General features: G+C 36.9%; 14 protein-coding genes. 9 read left to right on the top strand and 5 right to left on the bottom strand.

What is annotated here, in order from left to right; all coding sequences use genetic code 11:
- The first annotated feature begins 20 nt into the window (after nt 1-20).
- Nucleotides 21-2495: a M14 family metallopeptidase gene (locus LB454_RS13210; RefSeq protein ID WP_224465154.1), complete on the top strand. Its 2475-nt coding sequence runs from the start codon at nt 21-23 to the stop codon at nt 2493-2495.
- A gap of 223 nt (nt 2496-2718) precedes the next feature.
- Here LB454_RS13210 and LB454_RS13205 read toward each other — a convergent pair whose 3' ends face one another.
- From LB454_RS13205 to LB454_RS13195, 3 genes are all read right to left on the bottom strand, one after another.
- A complete protein-coding gene (locus LB454_RS13205; protein ID WP_224465153.1) occupies nt 2719-4059 on the bottom strand; it encodes a hypothetical protein in 1341 nt (446 codons plus the stop codon).
- Entirely contained in the window at nt 4031-4570 is a 540-nt protein-coding gene (locus tag LB454_RS13200) for a hypothetical protein (RefSeq protein ID WP_224465152.1), read from the bottom strand. The genes LB454_RS13205 and LB454_RS13200 overlap by 29 nt, the downstream gene beginning before the upstream one ends.
- Before the next feature lie 65 nt (nt 4571-4635).
- Nucleotides 4636-5214, bottom strand: coding sequence for an RNA polymerase sigma factor (locus tag LB454_RS13195; RefSeq protein ID WP_322962879.1), 579 nt, complete (start codon nt 5212-5214; stop codon nt 4636-4638).
- A gap of 207 nt (nt 5215-5421) precedes the next feature.
- Here LB454_RS13195 and LB454_RS13190 point away from each other — a divergent pair, with 207 nt between their 5' ends.
- The 8 genes from LB454_RS13190 to gap all read left to right on the top strand — a co-directional run bounded on the left by LB454_RS13190 (nt 5422) and on the right by gap (nt 18421).
- The gene (locus tag LB454_RS13190; RefSeq protein WP_224465151.1) at nt 5422-6063 is read left to right on the top strand and encodes an SDR family oxidoreductase; all 642 of its coding nucleotides are present in this window, start codon (nt 5422-5424) and stop codon (nt 6061-6063) included.
- A gap of 39 nt (nt 6064-6102) precedes the next feature.
- Nucleotides 6103-6705, top strand: coding sequence for a class I SAM-dependent methyltransferase (locus LB454_RS13185; protein ID WP_224465150.1), 603 nt, complete (start codon nt 6103-6105; stop codon nt 6703-6705).
- 74 nt (nt 6706-6779) lie between these two features.
- Nucleotides 6780-7295, top strand: a complete 516-nt coding sequence (locus LB454_RS13180) for a DUF4468 domain-containing protein (RefSeq protein ID WP_224465149.1) — start codon at nt 6780-6782, stop codon at nt 7293-7295.
- 307 nt (nt 7296-7602) lie between these two features.
- A complete protein-coding gene (locus LB454_RS13175; RefSeq protein WP_224465148.1) occupies nt 7603-14631 on the top strand; it encodes a PKD-like domain-containing protein in 7029 nt (2342 codons plus the stop codon).
- Nucleotides 14628-15554: a PorP/SprF family type IX secretion system membrane protein gene (locus tag LB454_RS13170; protein ID WP_224465147.1), complete on the top strand. Its 927-nt coding sequence runs from the start codon at nt 14628-14630 to the stop codon at nt 15552-15554. Before LB454_RS13175 ends, LB454_RS13170 begins: the two co-directional genes overlap by 4 nt.
- Nucleotides 15555-15679: 125 nt before the next feature.
- On the top strand, nt 15680-16315 hold the full coding sequence (gene trhA, locus LB454_RS13165; protein WP_224465146.1) for a PAQR family membrane homeostasis protein TrhA: 636 nt from the start codon (nt 15680-15682) through the stop codon (nt 16313-16315).
- Between the two features lie 202 nt (nt 16316-16517).
- Nucleotides 16518-17417 (top strand): lipoyl synthase, encoded by a 900-nt coding sequence (lipA, locus tag LB454_RS13160; RefSeq protein WP_224465145.1) that lies wholly within the window; start codon nt 16518-16520, stop codon nt 17415-17417.
- A gap of 2 nt (nt 17418-17419) precedes the next feature.
- Nucleotides 17420-18421, top strand: a complete 1002-nt coding sequence (gene gap / locus LB454_RS13155) for a type I glyceraldehyde-3-phosphate dehydrogenase (RefSeq protein ID WP_224465144.1) — start codon at nt 17420-17422, stop codon at nt 18419-18421.
- Here the strand turns inward: gap and cmk are convergent.
- Together cmk and LB454_RS13145 are read right to left on the bottom strand one after the other, a co-directional pair.
- Nucleotides 18418-19110, bottom strand: a complete 693-nt coding sequence (gene cmk / locus LB454_RS13150; RefSeq protein WP_224465143.1) for a (d)CMP kinase — start codon at nt 19108-19110, stop codon at nt 18418-18420. The two genes, gap and cmk, sit on opposite strands and share 4 nt — an antisense overlap.
- 1 nt (nt 19111) lies before the next feature.
- A complete protein-coding gene (locus tag LB454_RS13145) occupies nt 19112-21154 on the bottom strand; it encodes an HD family phosphohydrolase (RefSeq protein WP_224465142.1) in 2043 nt (680 codons plus the stop codon).
- Nucleotides 21155-21190 lie beyond the last annotated feature (36 nt).

Genomic DNA, 21190 nt, shown 5'->3' with positions numbered 1-21190 from the left:
TTTACCCAAACTCTTATCACATGAAATTCAATTTTACGTTTGTTCTTATTTTTTGCTTTTTGGGCTATTTCCATGCTCAAACTTCGCTTCAATCCCCAGAGGAATTTTTGGGATATAAAATTGGAACAGAATTCACCAGGCATCACCAGGTTTTAGACTATTTCAATCACCTCGCAGATAACAGCCCGAAACTTAGTTTTTCCTCCTACGGAAAAACCAACGAACGTAGAACATTAAGCTATGCAGTGGTGTCTTCCGAAGAAAATTTGAGTAAGATTGAAGAGATTAGAACCAATCATTTAAAACAAGCAGGACTTATTGAAGGTGATGCGACCTCAAATATTGCCGTAGTGTGGTTGAGCTATAATGTCCATGGTAATGAAGCTTCCAGTACAGAAGCTGCGATGGTTACGGCTTATGAACTGGTGACCAAACACGAAGAAACACTTCAAAACACCATCGTCATCATCGACCCTAGTGTAAATCCTGACGGTCGCGATCGTTATGTTAACTGGTACAACCAAGTTAAAGCGACACCTTATTCGCCATATCAGGATGCTGTTGAACACAATGAACCCTGGCCTGGTGGGCGACCAAATCACTATCTTTTTGACCTGAATCGCGACTGGATGTGGGCTACACAGGTAGAAACTCAACAGCGGCTAAAACTCTACAACCAATGGATGCCCCACGTCCACGTCGATTTTCATGAGCAGGGCATTAATTCACCATACTATTTCGCGCCAGCAGCCGAACCGTTTCATGAAGTTATTACTGATTTTCAAAAAGAATTTCAAACCAAAATCGGAAAAAACAACGCCAAGGCTTTTGACGAAAATGCCTGGTCTTACTTCACTAGAGAGCGATTCGACTTGTTTTACCCAAGCTACGGTGACACCTACCCCACCTACAATGGCGCTATTGGGATGACTTACGAACAAGCAGGAAATGGCCAAGCAGGCCTCGGCATCAATACCGACGAAGACTACGAGCTCACTTTGGTCGACCGAGTACAACATCACAACATAAGCGGACTCTCAACAGTTGAGATTTCTTCTGAATTTGCTACTGAATTAAATTCAGAATTTAAAACTTACTTTAATCACTCGCCTGACTTTGATCATTACGTCTTGGCTGGGGATGAACAAAAGCTGAAGGTGTTGAGCCAGCTCTTTGACAGGCATGAATACACTTATGCTTATGCGACAGACAAGTCTCTAAAAGGTAAAAATACCTACAGCAGTGCCAAAACCTCTTTTGAAGCTGAACATGCGTTAGTATTGCCTGCGAATCAACCCAAAGCAAAAATGCTCAGGGTGCTGTTTGAAGCAGACCCAAAACTAAAAACCCCTCTCACTTATGATATTACCTCCTGGAACTTGGCTTTAGCTCATGGAGTTGAGGTGTTTAAGGTCAGTGGAAAAGTAAATTCAAAGTCCGAGAAAGATCATTCACAACCCCTTCAGGTTGAAAAAGAAACCGTAGGCTATATTTCTCCCTGGAAAAGTACGACAGATGCTAAATTTCTAGCCAAACTACTACAGCATGAGCTCGACGTGAGAGCAACGAACAAGCCATTTAAAATTGAAGGTAAGTCCTACGACAGAGGAAGCCTGATCATCACAAAAACCAATAATAAGCAAGCTGATTTTGATTCTTTAGTGGTCGCTACAGCCAACGAATTTAAGATTGATTTGAAAGCTACCAAAACGAGCTTTTCAGACTCCGGGACGGATTTTGGATCTCCTGATGTTAAGAAAATCCACCCTCAACGCATTGCTATCTTAAGAGGAAAAGGAACCTCATCATTGAGCTACGGATCCCTCTGGTATTTCTTTGAACAAGAATTAAACTATCCCCTTATTTCAATTGCCACAGACGACTTTAATAAAATTGATTTAAAAAACTACGATGTCCTGGTGCTTCCTAATGGTAGGTATTCTTCAATAGTTGATAAAAAAGGTTTAGAAGCTTTAACCAATTGGATAAAAGGTGGTGGGAAAGTCATTGCCATAGCCAATGCGCTTTCCACTTTTGAAGGTAAAAAAGGCTTTGGTTTGGAAAAAGTTAAGACTGAAAAAGACAGTACCCAAGTGAATTTGACACCCTACGCAGAGCTTGAGAAAGAGCGAACAAAAGATAATATTACTGGTGCAATCTTCAATATAAAAGTCGATAACACTCATCCTTTAGGATTTGGATATGGTGATGAATACGCAACTTTAAAAACGAGTTCTACAGCCTATCAATACCTTCAAAAAGGCTATAATGTGGGATATCTGGACGATTCGTCACAACGCTTAAGTGGATTTGTTGGAGAAAAAGCTTCAGAAAAAATAGCCAAATCCCTGGTTTTTGGCGAACAGCGACTAGGTCGGGGAAGCCTTATCTATATGGTGGACGATGTGATGTTCCGTTCGTTTTGGGAAAACGGTAAACTGTTTTTTGTCAATGCCCTTTTTATGGTTAACAACAGGAGTCAAAAGTTTAGGTAGAATTTTTGTCGTTAAATTGAGTTTAGTTATGCTTTGACTGGAGTTTAAATAAATTTTAAATCTAAAAATTAAGACCCCACAGTCCCTAAATTTTTTGGAACCGTGGGGTCTTTTAATATCTACTAAAGTTCATCGAGTATTTCGGTAGCATCTTGTAACATAAATGGCGCTTATATGACTGCCTTTTGTAGTTTTCAATATCTTTATTTTGATATTGATCAAACTAATCTAAATCAATTGTACTATAATTAGCAGATAAAGATAAGGTCTGGGAATTATCTGTCTTAGTTGAATTGGTATAAATCACGTCGTCAAAACTTTTAGACATTTTGAAATCTAAATCAGAATTCATGTTGAATTTCGAATTGGATGATTTAGCGTAGAATTTATAACTAAGGGTCTTAGGCAGTATAAGAGTGGCCCTCGATTTCTCCAATTGAATATCCACTAAAGAAAAATCGGTGTCTATTTCATTTATAACCAATTCGCCATAAGAACCATCAATTAAAGCTTGACTTTTAAGGTAATTGATTTTAAAATTAGACATTTTAGACTTCACATTGACCTCATTTACTTGAACTAGTTCTACTTTTTTAGAATATAAAAGATTTAATTTCAATTTGTTAGCAGAACCTATCAGTAGTGTAGAATAATTCATTTGTACTTCAGAGTTTTCTCCTAGAAGGTCTTTAAGCTGAAAGTCTGAATACCTCAGCTTTGCCGAAAGGTTTTTCATAACATCTGCATTGAGTTTGGAGTGTCTCAAATCAACTTCAAAAGTTGCTGATTTTGGAACTTTAATTTCGATGACTTTTTGTATCTGATTTGTCCGTTTTGTAACACTGCCCTTGATATTTGGAAAAACACTATCCATTCTAAAGGTGTATATTTTTTGGATTGTATTTAGCGTATCAATAGCATTATCAATTAAGTTTAATTTATTGCTGGCAAGTTCATTACTCCATTCCAGCATAGCTTCTTTGAACTCCTCCATTTCCTCTTTAAAGTTTGAGGACTCCATCTGTTCCTTAAATTTTTCCAGATAAGCTTTCCCATCTTCCTTGAAAGCTTTATAATCAAAGTTAAATTCTAATGGAGCCTGAGGTGGGCTTGGAGGAGGCGGTGGTGGTACACCTTGAGAATTTGTAGAGACTTTCCCTTTTAACGGTGTAGGCGCTCCTTTCACCCTTGGCGGATTTGGCGGCGAGGGAGGCAGTGGAATTCTTTTTACCATTACTCTACTTTCATTTAACATAGATTCCTGGTTTGAGGAAATCTCAACTCGTCTGCTATTTCCTAAAACTTTGACTGCATTTGCATCAAAGATTTCATCCACTTCTTCTTGATTTAGATTCTCACTCGTTAATGTGGTCTTTACCTCTACTTTATTTTTGTTCCAGGTAGACACTATAATTTGAGCATGCGAAAGATCTAATTTGATTTCAGGGTTTTTATCAACATCAAAACTTTCAATGCTTTCTCTTTTGCTTTGCGCAAACCCTAAAAATGGAACTAATAGAACTAAAAGCAATAGCTTATAACTGTTGTTGAGTATTCTTTTCATGATTTAATGTTTTTAATTCGTTTAATTTGAGTTTTAAATTTTGAAGCAATTCCAATCTCAACTGTAAATTTTCTATCATGGCTTCTATGATTAGTTGATTAAAGCCACTGGTTTTCAATTCTTTTTGAAGTTCTTTATAATCGTTTTCAATTCTTTCTAGTTCGTCCAGATAGGAAAAAGCTACATCTTCATAATTGCCATAGTCTAAAGTTGCCAATTCATAGTTTATCGAAGCCTGAATAAAAGATGCAAGAGTTCCTAATTCTGGTGAAACATCATTCAACTCAATGGTTTCATTAGCCAGTGGATTGGAATTAGATTCTGAAGTTTCAGGTTGAATCCAATGTGTAGAAATCAAAATTCCAATAATCAATATAGCAGCAAATTTTTGAATCCATCCTTCCACGGATGTTGCTCTGGTCTTTTTATTCAGCTTTGTTTGAAAGCTTTCCAAATGGCCATCAGGCATCTTAATTATTTCATCATAATTGAAGTCACGCAAGTCTTTCATCTGTTCAAATTTATTGTTCTTTTAGGTGTGTTATACTCAATAATCAATTCTCTGGTTGATGCGAATTAGGTGTTGTACCTCATTTCAAAGCCTCTTTTATTGAGTTGCTCTATTAGCATTTTCTTTCCTCTATAAAGCTGAGTTCTTGAAGCGTTCACAGAAATTTTTAGTATTTCTGAAATTTCTTCGTGATCGTATCCTTCCATCAGAAATAACTTTAGCACAAGTCTGTATTTTGTTGGTAATTCTTCAAGGGCATCTTTAATTTCATTTACATCAATAGCATCATCAACATCCCAATTTTCTTCATCATCTACTTTAAGAATTTGGATCTCGTCAATATTAAAATCAAATTTTCGTTTTCGCAGCATATCAATGCTCTGGTTGATGACAATTTGCTTTAACCATGCTCCAAAAGTGGAATTAAAATCAAAATACTTCAAGTTTGTAAAGGCTTTAATGAAAGCTTCCTGAGTTATGTCTTGAGCTAAATCCTTATCCCTTACGTATCTCAAAGCTATTGAAAACATGGCGTGACAATACATTTTGTAAAGCTCTAATTGAGCTTTTCTGTTCCCCTTTAGACATTGTTCTATAAGTTTTATTGACGACAAATTCAGTTGAGATTGATTCAATTGCTTCACTATATATACGTTTGAATTATTCTTGCGTTACAAGAAAACACAAACTAATTTATCGCTTCAGGCAAAAAGCAGTAAAAACTGATGATATTTACAGTAAAAATGAATAATTAATAGTATTTAACTTAATACAGCAATCATTTAGTTTCATTTTAATTGAAAGCCAAGTAAGTTTAAATAACTTTGAACAAATCATAAAATCAAAATCTAATGCAAAATATACTAGTAATAGGAGCAAATGGAACAACGGGTAGAATCATCTCAAAAATATTAAGAGATTCTACTGAGTTTAAACCTTATGCCATGATAAGAAAGGACATACAAAAGCCATTTTTTGAAAATCAAGGTATAGAAACTAGAATAGGTGATTTGGAAGAAGACTTTTCCGATGCGTTTAAAAACATGGATAAAGTCATCTTTGCTGCAGGAGCAGGTGGCGGTGCAGAGGAAGAAAAAACAATCGCCGTAGATCAAAAAGGAGCGATAAGATCTATTGAATTGGCAAAAGCTCATAAACTACAAAAATTTGTGATGTTAAGTTCAATGGGGACGGACAACCCAAGTTCTGTGGAAGGCTTAGAATTGTATTTAAAGTGTAAGAAAGCTGCAGATGACTTTTTAAGAGAATCTAAAATGGTTTACACCATTGTTCAGCCGGGTGGACTTACCAATGAAAAAGGCACAGAAAAAGTTGAAATTGCTAAAAAACTGAAGAAGATGGGACAAATCCCTAGAGAAGATGTAGCCAATGCTTTGGTTTATGCACTCGAACTTGAGAGAACAAAAAATACATCTTTCGAGATGATTTCTGGTGAAAACGATCTTAAAATACAAATGAAAAATTATAAATAAATTTAATTCACCCGAAGCAAAAGCTTCGGGTTTTTAATTATGAAAGAATTCTGGAATGAAAGATTTGCACAAAATGGATTTGTTTATGGTCAGGAGCCAAACACATTTTTAAAATCTGAATTAAAAAAAATAAAAGAACATGGTAAAGCATTATTTCCGCTGGAAGGCGAAGGAAGAAACGCCTGTTTTGCCGCAGAACATGGTTGGGAGGTAGATGCTTTCGACTTTTCTGAAGCTGGAAGAATGAAAGCTGAAGAATTGTGCCAGACAAAAGGAGTCTCTATATCCTATAATGTGGCCAAAATTGAAGACTTCCATTTTACAGCAGGAAAATACGATTTGATAGCATTGATTTACGCTCATGTAAATCCAGAGCTAAGAAACTATCTCCATAGAAAAGCTACAGAATCTCTAAAAACAGGTGGAAGAATCGTTTTAGAGGCTTTTCACCCCAAACAGTTAAAAGACAATTTTAAATCGGGAGGTCCAAAAAGTTTTGAGATGCTGTATACCTCCGAAATGATAAGAAACGACTTTAAGAATTTATCACACATATATACTGAAGAGCTAGAAATAGAACTAGCTGAAGGTGAATTCCATGTTGGTAAAGGTTTCGTCACACGATTCACAGGCGTTAAATAATCATCTTAAATCTTATTATAAGTGCTTTCTAAGTATATATGATTAATTTTGAATATTCTTAAAAAGCATTATACATGTATAAACGCATAACATCACTTTTATTGATCTTGGTATCTCTATCTATCTTTGGACAGGAAGAAAACATAGATAAACTAAAGTTTGATACTTATGATTTTCCAAAAGCTGTTGTTATTGACGTTGAAAATAAAAATCAAGCTTCACTGAAGAAAAAAGTCGAGGCCTGGATAGAGAGCTACTTTACGGAGAGAACATTAAACAAAAGCAGCTTTAGTAAAAACACATTTTCCATTTCAGCGCAATCTGAACGGTTTTTAAAGGTTAAAAACTTACCATCCGATTTGAATTTTGAGATAAAAATATCCTTAAGAGACAATAAATACAGGTTTGAAGTTACTAACCTTAATTATAAATACTACACAGAATATCGCCAGATATCAGATGTTAATTTGATAAAAGATGAGGTCATTAAAAAAGATTTAGACCAAAGCAGATCCCTTTTATCTACTTTTTTTAACAACTTAAATTCAGATCTTTACCAATTCATTATTTCTGAAAATACCGACTGGTAGACACCCAAGACCACTTAAATCGATTAAACTTTCCAATTTTACTGCTTAAAATTGTACTTTTTATACTATTATTGCGTTATTGAAAATTTAACTCTCTTTTTGTTAAAATCATAAGTTCATGATAATCAGTTATTTATGATTGAAATCACTTATTAAATCAAAAAAATCCTCAATATTTATTAATTATTGCTTTCACATGTGAATTATTGTCATTAACATTGTAGTTAAAGTTCTACAAATGGAAAATTAATTTTTAAGCGAACCTTAAGGATTCATTCCCGTAGATAATTTAAGAAAACTACAGCTAATGAAAACAAAACTACTCTCTTCATTTTTTATTGGATGTTCACTAGTGATTGGATTAGCTGTTTTTATAACATTCGATAACAATTACGAAACAGAACACGACATTGCTTTTGCGAATACCGAATTGCAGCAAAATCAAAAACCTTCTGTTAAAAAACAAAAGGTCAATTCCTTTTTTGAGATTTTAACAGATCAGGAGTCCAACGCTTTTTTACCACCAGACTTAGACATCACAAATCCTCTTGGAGGTGCAGGGGGGTATGGTGTTGAAGATCAAAATGGTTTCAAAACTTTTTTAAGATGTACTGGTGATTTGTCTAATAATGGAGTATTCAATTTTGTTGATCCAGATATTGGAACATACCCAGCAGGGACCACATTTTTGATTGACTGGGGAGATGGTGACACTAGTACTACAGTAGAATCTCACACCTACACTTCAGGTTTATACACACTTTCTTACACAGTTACATTTCCAGATGGCACTACTGGCACTAGTGAATTCAGGGTATTTGTAGGTACGCAACCACCTGTTATTAATGTTCAATTAACAGGTAATGAAAATTGTCTACCAAACGAATACGAGTATACAATTTCTGTAGCCAACAATACTCCAGGAACCACATATACTATTTTAATAAATGATGGTTCGCCAGCTATCATTCTTGAATCATCAGACTATCCTATAGGAGGTTCTATTTCAGAGACCTTTACTCATACTTTTTTAGATACATCTTGTGGAGTAAATTCCACTGTAAATGGAACACCTTTCGCCAACTCTTACTCAATCACAGCAACATCTGCCAATCCATGTAGTACCGATGGTAATTTCGTTTCCACAGGACCCATTCGTGTTTCTGAGCCAACAGAGGCGGACTTTATATTACCTGCTGAAATTGCCTGTGTGAACTCCCTTGTTAATTTTACAGATATTTCTTTTGGGGGTACCAATACAGCTTCTAGCGGATGTAATGATGATTATGGAAGGTATTGGGAGGTTACCCCAACAGCTGGAACAACAATTGCTGGAGGACAGCTTGGCAGCGATGCTGGAAACGGAACTGATTGGTTTTCCTGGGATGATGGTAGTGAAATACTGGGAGTTATTTTTGATACACCTGGATATTATAACATCACACTTGTTACAAGAAACAACTGCGGAGAAAGTAGAATTACTCAGGAAATTTGTATCATCCCGGAAGTCATATCTGAGTTTACAATTAATGAAAATGAGGCTTGTTTTGAGGACAACTTAATTGTCTCTACAGAAAACACATCCCAGGCTGAAGGCTGTGATATAGAACCCAAATACGAATGGACCGTAACAGCTACAAATCCAGATTGTCCTCCAGACGCTCCAAGTTGGAACTTTGCTAATGGAACAGGACCTGATGATTTTGAGCCTGAATTTGAATTCAATGCACCTGGAATTTACACCATTCGTTTAGAAGTATTTGTTCAGGACATTTTACCAGGTGAAGAGTGTAGAGATGATGTTTACGAAGAAATTGTCACTATTAAAGATAAACCCAAAGTTGAGCTGGAAGACCTTATTGCTTGTGAAGGTGAACCTTTCACAATAGACCCTGTTGTTTACGATTGTTATACTTCTATCGGAACCACGTATTCGTGGGATTTTGGAGCCTCGCCCCCTGCTTCTATATCCAGTTCTAATGATCCTAATCCATTAATTTCTTACAACACCCCTGGGAATTATACTTATGAATTAACGGTAACAAATGAATGTGGATCAAACACTTACAATGGAAATATAGAAGTGTTACCACCAGTAAATGTTGAAGCAAACGGACCAACAGAGGTTTGTGTTGATGACAGTATTCAATTAAATGGTATTGTATCTGGAGGCACAGGAATTGGCAGCTGGACAGCTAGCGTTGCCGGAGGAACTTTCACGCCTGATGCAAGTGCACTTGATCCTATTTACACTCCACCGCTTGGCTACGTAGGAAACATAACGTTTAGACTATCTTCAGATAATTCAGGGACTTTATGTTCTGAAGCGCTGGATGAACATACTGTTGCAGTTATCGCTGGTCCGGAGGTAGATGCTGGTAATTATGACCCTATTTGTGTAGACAGCACTATAGCACTTGATGGTGATTTTGGAGCTGCAGCATCCAGCATAACCTGGACTTCTTCTGATGGAGGTACTTTTTCAGATCCAACAGATCCTAATGCTGAGTTCACCCCGCCTCCTGGGTTTACAGGAACTTTGACGCTCACCATCACAACAGATGATCCTCCGGGATCATGCTCGGAGGCTTCAGATTCGATCGAATTAGAAATACTTCCTCTGGGGGAGGTTGACCCTCTTCCAAATCTAGAATTTTGTAGCACAGATACAACTTCTGAAATTATCTTCAGTTCGCCAAACACGTCTAGTACAACAAATTTTGAATGGGAAATCGACACCAACATTGGGTTAACACCTACGGCTGGAACTGGAAATTTACCAAGTTTTACAACAGAGAATTTAACAGAAGATCCAATTGTAGCTACAGTAACTGTCACTCCAATTGTGACTTCTGGATCAACAAACTGCGAAGGTATTCCTGAAACATTCACAATTACGGTCAATCCGGCACCTCTAGTTCAAAACATCAGTGTTGACTTATGTAATGGAGATGATTTTGAAGTCATTCCAGATTCAACTGGAGGAAACTTCGTTCCAGCTGGCACCACATATATCTGGAATAATCCAGTGAGTGACCCGCCTGGTGCTGTTGTAGGAGGCTCCGGACAGCCAGTACCTCAGACCAGTATCTCTCAACCCATAGAAAATCTTACGACTAATGCTGCAAGTTTAATTTACACGGTGACTCCAATTTTTGATGGTTGTGAAGGACCACCTTTTACAATTACAGTAAATTTTGCTGAGGAGCCCGTCATACAAAACATTGCCCTTGAAGTTTGTAGTGAGGGGTCTTTTTCAATCGTACCGGACCCGGATTTTATAGGGAATCAGATTCCTGGAGGAACTTCTTATACTTGGGATGAACCTTCAATAGATCCAGCAGGTTCGGTAACAGGTGCAACAGCAGAAGCTACACCTTCAAATTCTATAGATCAGCTACTCGAAAATATAACTAGCGAAGCTGCAACAGTAATATATACTGTTACTCCAAGCGTAAAAGGATGCGATGGTGAACCATTTACAATAACTGTAGACGTTGAGCCAAAACCATTTATTGAAGACACAGGTTTAAACTTATGTAGTGGAGAGAGTTTTACTATAGATCCAGATGATGTAGCTCCAAATAGAGTTCCTGCGGGGACTAGATATACTTGGGGATTACCAACAGTTTCTCAACCGGGAACGATTACTGGAGCTACTGAAACTTCACTTCCTCAATCTGAAATACAACAAACATTAATCAGCAATAGCAGTGAAAATGTGACTGTTACCTATGAAGTCTTTCCAGAAAGTGGAGCATGTTCCGGAGACTCCTTTTTTATTGAAGTCGTTGTTGAACCCAGACCAATTATTGAAAATATTACAGAGAACATCTGTACAGGTGGAACCTTCTCGGTAATACCAAGTGATGTTGGAAGTAATATAGTTCCTACAAATACAACTTATACCTGGACGGAGCCAGTGAGTCAACCAGCTGGAGCAATTACAGGCGGTTCTGCTGAAACAAGTCCACAAACAGAAATAAGCCAGAATGTAACTAACATAACGGAGAATATTGCGACATTGACCTATACTGTAACTCCTCAATCTGGAAATTGTACGGGAGATCCTTTTACGGTCCAGGTCATAGTAGAGAGTTCTGGACTAATTGAAGAACAACCTGAAGCTTTGCAAACCATTTGTGAAGGTGGTCAAATCTCACCATTGGGTGTCGGTTTAGAGAGTGGGGAATCTACTTCTACTACATACCAATGGTTTAGGAATACAACACCAACCAATGCCGGAGGTACAGCAATTCCTGGTGCCACAGATTCAACTTACCTTCCACCTCCTTTTGATACTCCAGGTACTTATTATTTCTATGTAGAAATAAGTCCTGAAGGGGATGAGTGCGGAGACGTTATCAGTCAGGTCTCTGAAGTTGAAGTTTTGGAAGATCCAAGTATAGATGCACAACAGCTAAATAATCAGGATTTATGTCTAGGTGCAACCCCAGACGAATTAAATGTTGAAGTATCTGGTGGGATTGGTCAATTGGATTACCAATGGTATGTGAATGATACAAATGATACTTCGACAGGTACAGCAATTGCAAATGAGATCAATTCTAACTTTACTCCACCTACTGACGAATTAGGCACACTGTACTATTATGTAATTGTTTCTCAAAATGCTCCTGGATGTGAAACCATTAGTGAAAGTGCCAGGATAACAATAGAACCTCAACCACTAATTAATCAGCATCCTCAATCTGAAGAACTTTGCCTTGATGCAGTACCAAACCTTCTGTCTGTAAATATAAATTTTAGCTTAGGAAATCCAACCTATCAATGGTTTGAAAATGATGAAGACAGCAACGTGGGCGGAACAGCAATAGCAGGAGAAAACCAATCAACATTTTCACCTCCTACAAATGTTACTGGAGAACAGTATTACTATGTGGTTGTTAGTTTTGACAATTCAAGTTGTGGACCAATCGTATCGGATCCGGCGACAATGTCGGTTGTACCTTTCGCGGAATTAAATCCTGTTGAAGATTTGGAAGTTTGTAAAGGTGATGAGGTAGGAGGAATAAATTTTACAACTACCAACCCTACAATGATTACAACTTACGAATGGACAAACTCAAATACTGAGATTGGTTTAGCAGCAAGTGGATCTGGAAACTTACCTACATTTACAGCGACAAACACAACTGGAGAAACCCAGACAGCGGTGATAACAGCTACTTCACAAAGTACCTTTGGTGGAGATCCTTGTGGTCAAAGCACAATTGAATTCACCATCACAGTTCCTTCTGAAATCATCGACAATGCAGTGATTTCAGATTTCAATGGAAATCAAACAAGCTGCTCAGATGCTAACGATGGTAGCATTCAAATAAGTCCAGAAGGTGGAATTCCAAGATCTGTTAATCAACCATATTTGTTTAATTGGTCTGGTCCTGACGGATACAGTTCCAATCAGGAAGATATCTTCAACTTAAGAGAGGGAACCTATAATTTAGAAATTACTGATGGTTTTGGCTGTGTATATGAGTTTACTTATGAAATTGAAGCGCCAGAAGAACTTGTGGTTATAGAGGATGCTGTTCTAAATATTCAATGTCATGGAGATTTTACAGGCAGAATCCTCATCTCTGTCACAGGTGGAACCGGTAGTTATTCATATACCTGGCTAAAAGATGGTATGCTCGTGGCCACAACACAGGACCTGGAAGATATTGGAGCCGGTTACTATACTGTAATTATAACCGATCAAAATAACTGTACAGTCATTGAAGATTTTGAAGTCACTGAACCAACTCCAATTGAAATTGAGATCCTTGATAAGTCTGCTATTGTTTGTACCGATGATATTGTAATCCCTGGAAGCGAAAACGTTCAAAATTTAATTGACGAATTTAATGGTTTCATCAATATTGACGTACAAGGTGGGACACCTCTGCAAACAGGTCCAAATGAGTTTACATATCAATACGAATGGAAAAATGAAGTAGATGACGTCATTTCTACAGAAAAGAACTTAACAGGTGTTGGACCCGGGGTCTACACGGTTGATGTGTATGATAACTTGAGTTGTATCGCTTCTGAAACTGTTGAATTAATAATGCCAGATCCTATTGAGATTACAGTAGATTCTGAAGATGAAACTTGCGCCTTCAATGAAGATGGAAGTATAGCTCTGGAAATTGAAGGAGGAACTGCACCGTATACTGTAGTGTGGGATAATGGTCAAACTGGTGAGACTTTAACGAATCTTGAACCAGGAGTATATTCAGCAGAAATAACAGATAGATTTAATTGTAAGGAAGTTGTAAGTGTTGAAATTGAAGGCGTAAACGAGTTGGAAATAAACCACAATTTCGAAAACATAAGCTGTTTTGATGCTGCTGATGGGTTTATAGACGTGGAAGTTGAAGGCGGTCGGTTATTTGCTAATGGTTCATATGATTACCAGTGGAGTGGCCCAGACGGATTTACAAGTTCTGAGGTAAGTCTCAATAATCTTATTCCAGGCGTGTATTCTCTCGTAGTAACAGACGCGAGTAATTGTAGTGTTAATCTTGAAGTAAATATTGAAGAACCTCCTCTACTTGAGGTGAGTTTCCAAACCACACAAGCTAATTGTTTTGGAATTGATGATGGTACTATAACCCTCTTTGTAGAAGGAGGAACCCCACCTTACACTTCCAATTTTGGCCCTGGAAACTCTACATTCTTATTTGAAGGATTAGAACCAGGCCTTTATGAAATAGAAGTCATGGATGACAATGGATGTCTGGAGTTCTTAGAAATTGAAATAGAGCAAGATTTTGTAAATGAAATTGATCCTCCAACGGGTGAACCTTTTCAGGAGTTTTGTATTGAAGACCAGCCTACTGTAAGCGATCTAGACGTGCAGGGTATGGATATTAAATGGTACCTAACACCTGACGGTGATGATGCTCTTCCAGCTGATTACTTAATCACTGAAAACACCATGTTGTACGCCAGGAATTTTGATGAAGATCTTAACTGTCTGAGCAGTGAAACCCTTAGGGTAGAAGTAAATATTATTGAAGGCATTATAGATGTTAACAACTACATCACCGTCAATGGTAATAACCTCAATGAAAAACTTAATGTCATCAATATTGAATTATTTCCAGAGAATGAAATGAAAATATATAACCGTTACGGAAAGTTAGTCTGGGAAACGACTGGTTATAACAATACAGATAATGCCTTCAAAGGTGCATCTAATGTTGGCGGAACAGTAAATCAAACCAACTTTTTACCAACTGGAACCTACTTCTATATTTTGAAATATAGATCACCTTGTAATAATGACACTAAGAAAGGTTACGTGCAAATTGATAATAACAACAGATGATGAACTTTCTTAAAAACATAACACTCCTTTTAATTTTGGGTCTTGGTTTTTATGCTGAAGCCCAAACTGACGTGAAATTATCAAACTTCGTTTATGCACCTTTGATGTACAATCCTGCTTATGCAGGAAGTTCAGATGGATATAGCGCCACCGGATTCTACACTTCGCAGTGGGTTGGATTTGAAGGTGCTCCAGAAACTTTACTTCTCACTGGCCATGACAGAATTGGAACCACAAACCTGGGAGCAGGTTTTGATGTAATGAGTGAAAGTATTGGTGCGAGTACAGAGAATAGAGTTGTAGGAAATCTTGCATACCATTTAAGACTTTCTCAAAATTGGTTACTTTCTACAGGTATAAAACTAGGAGCAAACAATTATGCTATAGATTATAACCGACTTTCTATAGAGGACCAAAATGAATTTGGAAATCCCTTTGGAGATTTATCCAGAACCAGTTTTATTTTTGGTACAGGTGTTTTTCTTCATAGAGAAAATTTCTTTGTAGGAGTTTCTGTTCCCAATTTTCTAACCACAGAATTTATTGATGATTTTAGAAATACGCTGGCCAATACAACTCCAAACTACTTTGTGACCACAGGTTACAGGTTTGAGCTGGAACGTGAAGTCTATTTTCAGCCTACAATGCTTGCCAGGGTTGCAGATGGTGCTCCATACAGTGCTCTAATAGCTTTTAACCTGGATTGGAAGGACAAATTATTTGCGAGTGCCAATTATGAACATAATGTAACGGCTGGCGCTTTTATAGGACTTAGAATAACAGATCAGATTATGGCAGGTTATGCTTATGACATCTCTACTGTTACTTTTGGACAGTACAATGGAGGCATACATTCATTTATGATCAACTTTAGGGCTAAAGAGCGCTACAGGAGAGATAGGTGTGGTTGTTTTACTTATTAACAACAAGAGAAGGCTTCATTCTGTACTTTTCTTACAAGAAATCTCAATAGAAAATATCTATTGAGATTTTTTATTCAAAGACGGTAATAAATTAGATTTGCAGTTAATTTTATTGATATAACAGCATGTCAATTATTCAAACCAAAAAGGAAGAATTTTGGAATACTCTAACCCATGGTATAGGATTGCTACTTGCCTTTTTGGGGATAAGTATATTGTATTTGCATATAGATGTGAAAGATGAAAACCTCACTCTTGGTCTACTACTCTATGCCATTTCATTGATTTTACTATACGCAGCTTCTACGAGTTATCATTATGTAACCAATGAACGTTTAAAAAGGCAACTCAGAGTACTCGATCATATTAGTATTTACTTTTTAATAGCCGGAACTTATAGTCCAGTTGTCCTCACGGTCCTAATAGATAGTTATGGCGAGGTTTTATTTTATGCAGTATGGGGAATCGCTTTAGTAGGTACCATTTTAAAGCTTTTCTTCACGGGTAAATTTGAAAAAATCTCTCTTCTACTCTATTTACTTATGGGCTGGCTTATTGTTTTTGACATCATGTCCGTAATGAAAAACTTTACAGTTTTGGAATTATCGATGCTGGCACTTGGAGGACTCTTTTATACTATTGGCATTTATTTTTATGTCAAAACTTCTATGGCCTTCAATCATGTGATCTGGCATATTTTCGTGATGCTAGGTAGCTTCAGTCACTTTTTAATGATTTATTACATAGTAGCCAGAGCATGAGGTTGACTCAAAAAAATAAAAGCTAGATTGATCCAAACATTTAAGTAAACGGTGACAAATTCCGAAGAAAGAAACTGCTTGCTTATCGAAAAAATCAACCTAGGTTAAATTTGTCTTAGAGTTTCTTAATTTGAAAGCAAGAGGTGGTCAAACTGAGGTTTAGCTGTTCATAATTTCTTACATTTGTACAAAATTGCAACATATGGAGACTGCAGTATTAGAAAAAGAAAAAACAACTACCGAAAATAAAACCACCACCAGAACGGGTAAACCTAAATGGTTGCGTGTAAAATTACCTACGGGTAAGAAATATAGAAACTTAAGAAAGCTTGTAGATAAGTACGATTTGCACACCATTTGTACCTCTGGAAGCTGTCCAAACATGGGGGAATGCTGGGGAGAAGGTACAGCTACCTTTATGATTTTGGGTAATGTATGTACGCGGTCCTGCGGATTTTGCGGAGTAAAAACAGGAAGACCTGAAGACATTGAGTGGGATGAGCCAGAAAAAGTGGCAAGATCCATCAAAATTATGGGCGTTAAGCATGCCGTAGTGACATCTGTAGATAGAGATGATTTAAAAGATATGGGGTCTATCATCTGGGCAGAAACCGTAAATGCCATACGGCGAATGAATCCAACGACGACACTTGAAACTTTGATTCCTGATTTTCAAGGTAACACAAGAAATATAGATAGAATTATTGAAGTTTCACCTGAAGTAGTATCTCATAATATGGAGACAGTAAGACGTTTGACCAGAGAAGTGAGAATACAAGCGAAATATGATAGGAGTTTAGAAGTTTTGAGATACTTAAAAGCACAAGGCATCAGAAGAACAAAATCTGGTATCATGTTAGGCCTTGGTGAAAAAGAAGAAGAAGTCATCCAAACTTTAAAAGATCTTAGAAGCGTGGATGTGGATGTGGTCACTATTGGTCAATATTTGCAACCCAGCAAGCAACACCTTCCAGTTCAGGAATTTATTACACCGGAGCAGTTCGAAAAATATAAAACTATCGGTAAAGAGTTAGGTTTTAGACACGTGGAAAGTTCTGCGCTGGTAAGATCTTCTTACAAGGCTCACAAACATCTTGAATAAGAATGAATAACACCATAAGAGTAGGAATAAATGGCTTTGGTCGCATCGGTCGAAGCCTTTTTCGTTTATTATACGAGCATCCACAAATTGAAGTAGTCGCCATTAATGATCTTGCAGACGCAAGGACATTATCGCATTTATTAAAATACGATAGTATTCATGGCCAATTTCCTTTTGAAGTTAGTTATAACGATGAAGGTATTTTAGTGAACGGTAAATTGTTTCCACTAGTCAATATTCCAAAACTTCAAGATTTGAATTGGGAAAAATTTGGTGTGGAGACACTTGTAGAATGTACCGGTAAATTCAAGACCAAAACTGAATTACAACTACATTTGGAAGCTGGCGCCAAAAAAATGATTTTGAGTGTTCCGCCAAGCGATGATTCCGTGAAAATGATAGTTTTGGGTGTCAACGATTGGGTGTTGGAAGAAGATGATCTCATGATTTCAAACGCTTCTTGCACGACAAACAATGCAGCACCAATGCTGAAGGTAATTCACGATGCCTTTGAAGTGGAGCAGGCTTACATCACTACAGTTCACTCCTACACCTCCGATCAGAGCTTGCACGATAAGCCTCATCGTGATTTAAGGCGAGCACGAGCAGCTTCACAATCGATTATTCCTACAACAACTGGTGCTGCAAAAGCATTGACGAAAATATTCCCTGACTTGAGCGACGTTATTGGCGGCTGTGGTATAAGAGTTCCTGTACCCAATGGCTCTCTAACGGATATGACACTCAACGTAAAAACCTCTACCAGTATTGAAGAGGTCAACGCTCTATTCAAAAAAGCCTCTGAAACGCACTTAAAAGGTATTCTTCAATATTCTGAAGTGCCACTAGTGAGTATTGATATTGTTGGAAATCCCTATTCCTGCGTATTTGATGCGGAAATGACCTCGGTGATTGGTGGAAACCTGATAAAACTTATTGGCTGGTACGATAACGAAAGAGGGTATAGTAACCGGTTAATTGATTTGGTTTTGAAGATGGGTTAAGCTGATGCGATTCGCTTCTTTGCTAAATTCAAAATAATCTCAAATTGTTCCTCTTGTGATAACTCACTATTATCAATTTTAATAGCATCATCAGATAGAATAAGCGGTGAGTTTTTTCTATTGGAATCGATATCATCTCTATGCTTGACATTTTTTAAGACCTCTTCAAAAGTGATATCTTCGCCTTTTTCCTTGAGTTCATTGAAGCGGCGTTGAGCTCTGATGTCTGCACTAGCCGTCATAAATATTTTGAGTTCAGCATCAGGAAACACGACACTCCCGATGTCTCTGCCATCCATGACAATGCCTTTTTCGTCCCCCAATTGCTTTTGGATTTCAACCAGTTTTTTTCTGACCTCATCAATTTTAGCAACAGAACTCACATGTTCTGAAACCTCCATCGCTCTAATCTCTTTCTCTACATTTTCACCATTTAGAATCACATCATTGGTACCTGCTTCAGGATTATATTCAAAATTGATTTCAACGGAAGATAAGTTTTCAATGAGTTGATTTTCATCAACTTCCGCATTTCGAATCCAATTATTTCTGATGGCAAAAAGCGTTACAGCTCTGTACATCGCACCTGTATCCACATATTTGTACTCCAGTTCTTTAGCGAGTTTCTTGGCAACTGTACTTTTTCCTGTGGAAGAATGGCCATCTATGGCTATTACAATAGACTTCATATTAATCTGGATATTCAATTCTGAGGTGATAAATATTATTTAATTTGGCTTTCAAAATCTTTTTGATAGACTGAATTTCTTTAAAGGTAATATTGGCGTTGATGAACTGATCATCCTGTATTTGTTTATTGATAATTTTTTCGACAAAGTCATCAATTAATTGTGTACTAGGCTCCTTTAGAGATTTACTAGCAGCTTCAACAGAATCACACATCATTAAAATCGCTGTTTCTTTACTGAAAGGAATTGGTCCAGGATATTTAAAATCCTGTGGATCTACTTCGCCTTCATCCTCTTCTTTTTGCTTGGTATAAAAATAATAGACTGTTGTTGTGCCGTGGTGCGTTCTTATAAAATCAATAATTCTATCAGGAAGGTTTCTTCGTTTTGCGATTTCAATTCCTTCGAGTCTGTGATTAATAATCACCTCTGCACTTTCTCTTGGAGAAAGCTCATCGTGAGGAGAAACAGAAGTCGTTTGATTTTCAGTAAAATAAATCGGATTTTTCATCTTACCGATGTCATGATATAAAGCTCCAACTCTTATCAGCAGTGAATTGGCACCAATTTCGTTGGCAGCGGCTTCTGCTAAATTAGCTACATTCAAAGAATGGTGAAAAGTACCTGGGGCAACGTTGGCCAGCTCTTTTAATAATTTTGAATTGGTATCTGAAAGCTCCAAAAGAGATAAATCTGAAATCAATCCAAAAATCTTTTCATAAGCATATATCAACGGCTGAACAAATAGCAAGCCTACACCACTTAGTAAGAAGTAAATGAAATTATTATAATTAATTTCTGAGATACTTCCTTCTTTTATCATGTTGAATGCAAAGTAAGCAAAGATGTAAACCAAAGTAATTTGAACTACAGAAATAAAGAGGTTAGCCCGTTTATACAATTCTGAAACCGTCAAAATTGTCACAATCCCTGCTATGACCTGTAGAAACATATACTCGTAACTATCTGGCACAATGAGTCCCAAAATAAGTACTGTAATCATATGAGTAAACAAACCCAGACGAGCATCAAAAAAGGCTTTTAAAGTTAATGGCAGAATGCAAAGTGGAACTACGTAAATGTAATCTGTGTCCAGCCTCAAAACCAAAAGGGTAAGAAATACCAGAAATAGAATGTTGAAAAAAATGAAGGTGATTTTATTGTTATTATCATATATGTCTGGACGATATTGTCTTATAAACAAAAGAAGCATCAACAATGATAGACCTACAAGGCATGTGTAACCAGTAATCACAACTACATAGGCCGAAGACTCCAGGCTTTGAGATTCGTATTCATGCTTGAGAGATTTTAGTTTTCTTAACTTCTCCCCTTCTATAATTTCACCCTTAGCAATAATTTTACTGCCTTTGGTTACTCTGCCCCTGGTATAAGAGATTTGATCAAATTTTGACTGAATCTGTTTCTCATTTAAATCTTCATCGTACTCAACATTTACTTTTAAAACTTCAAAGAAAATCTCTAAAAGCGGATTCCTTAAACTGGTGAGATTGTTATCTTCAATTTTTGAAATCAAAAAGGGTTTGAGGTCTTCCTGTGTGAGTAAATCTTTATACAAGACTTCCTCAACTTCTTTGTTCTTTATAAGAAATACAATGGTATAGTTGTTTTCCTCATCATCTTTAATTCGAATCCCGGTGTTATAAATGTCTTCAATTGTATTGGAAGTAAATTCAGAAACAGATGGATTAGCTTGGATTAGTGAATCCTGCGTAGAATCGAGATCTTCTTTCCAATTTTCCCTGACCTTTTCTGCTGTAGAGACATCAAAATTATAATAAGGAATATGTGTTTTTTTAATTTTAGACTTTTCTGCTGCTATTTCTTCATCAGACTTTAAAATAGCAAAATCAAAGGGTGCATAAAGGTTCTCATATTGCCAGGGCTTGCCTTTGATGATTTCAAATTTGAATTGCCCCCCTGTGGGGAAAAAGTAAACAATTAGAAATACACTTAAAGCTAAAAGGAAAAACTTAAAGATGATGGATTGATTTCTATATAAATTGTCAAGAAGATTCTTCATAACTTAAGATTGCTCAAATTTATGAAAATATATAGT

The organism is Psychroflexus montanilacus, from assembly GCF_020164535.1.
In the GTDB taxonomy this organism is placed as follows: Bacteria; Bacteroidota; Bacteroidia; order Flavobacteriales; family Flavobacteriaceae; genus Psychroflexus; species Psychroflexus montanilacus.
The sequence above is the reverse complement of the archived record's forward strand: the minus strand, read 5'-3'. Positions and strand labels throughout refer to the sequence as shown.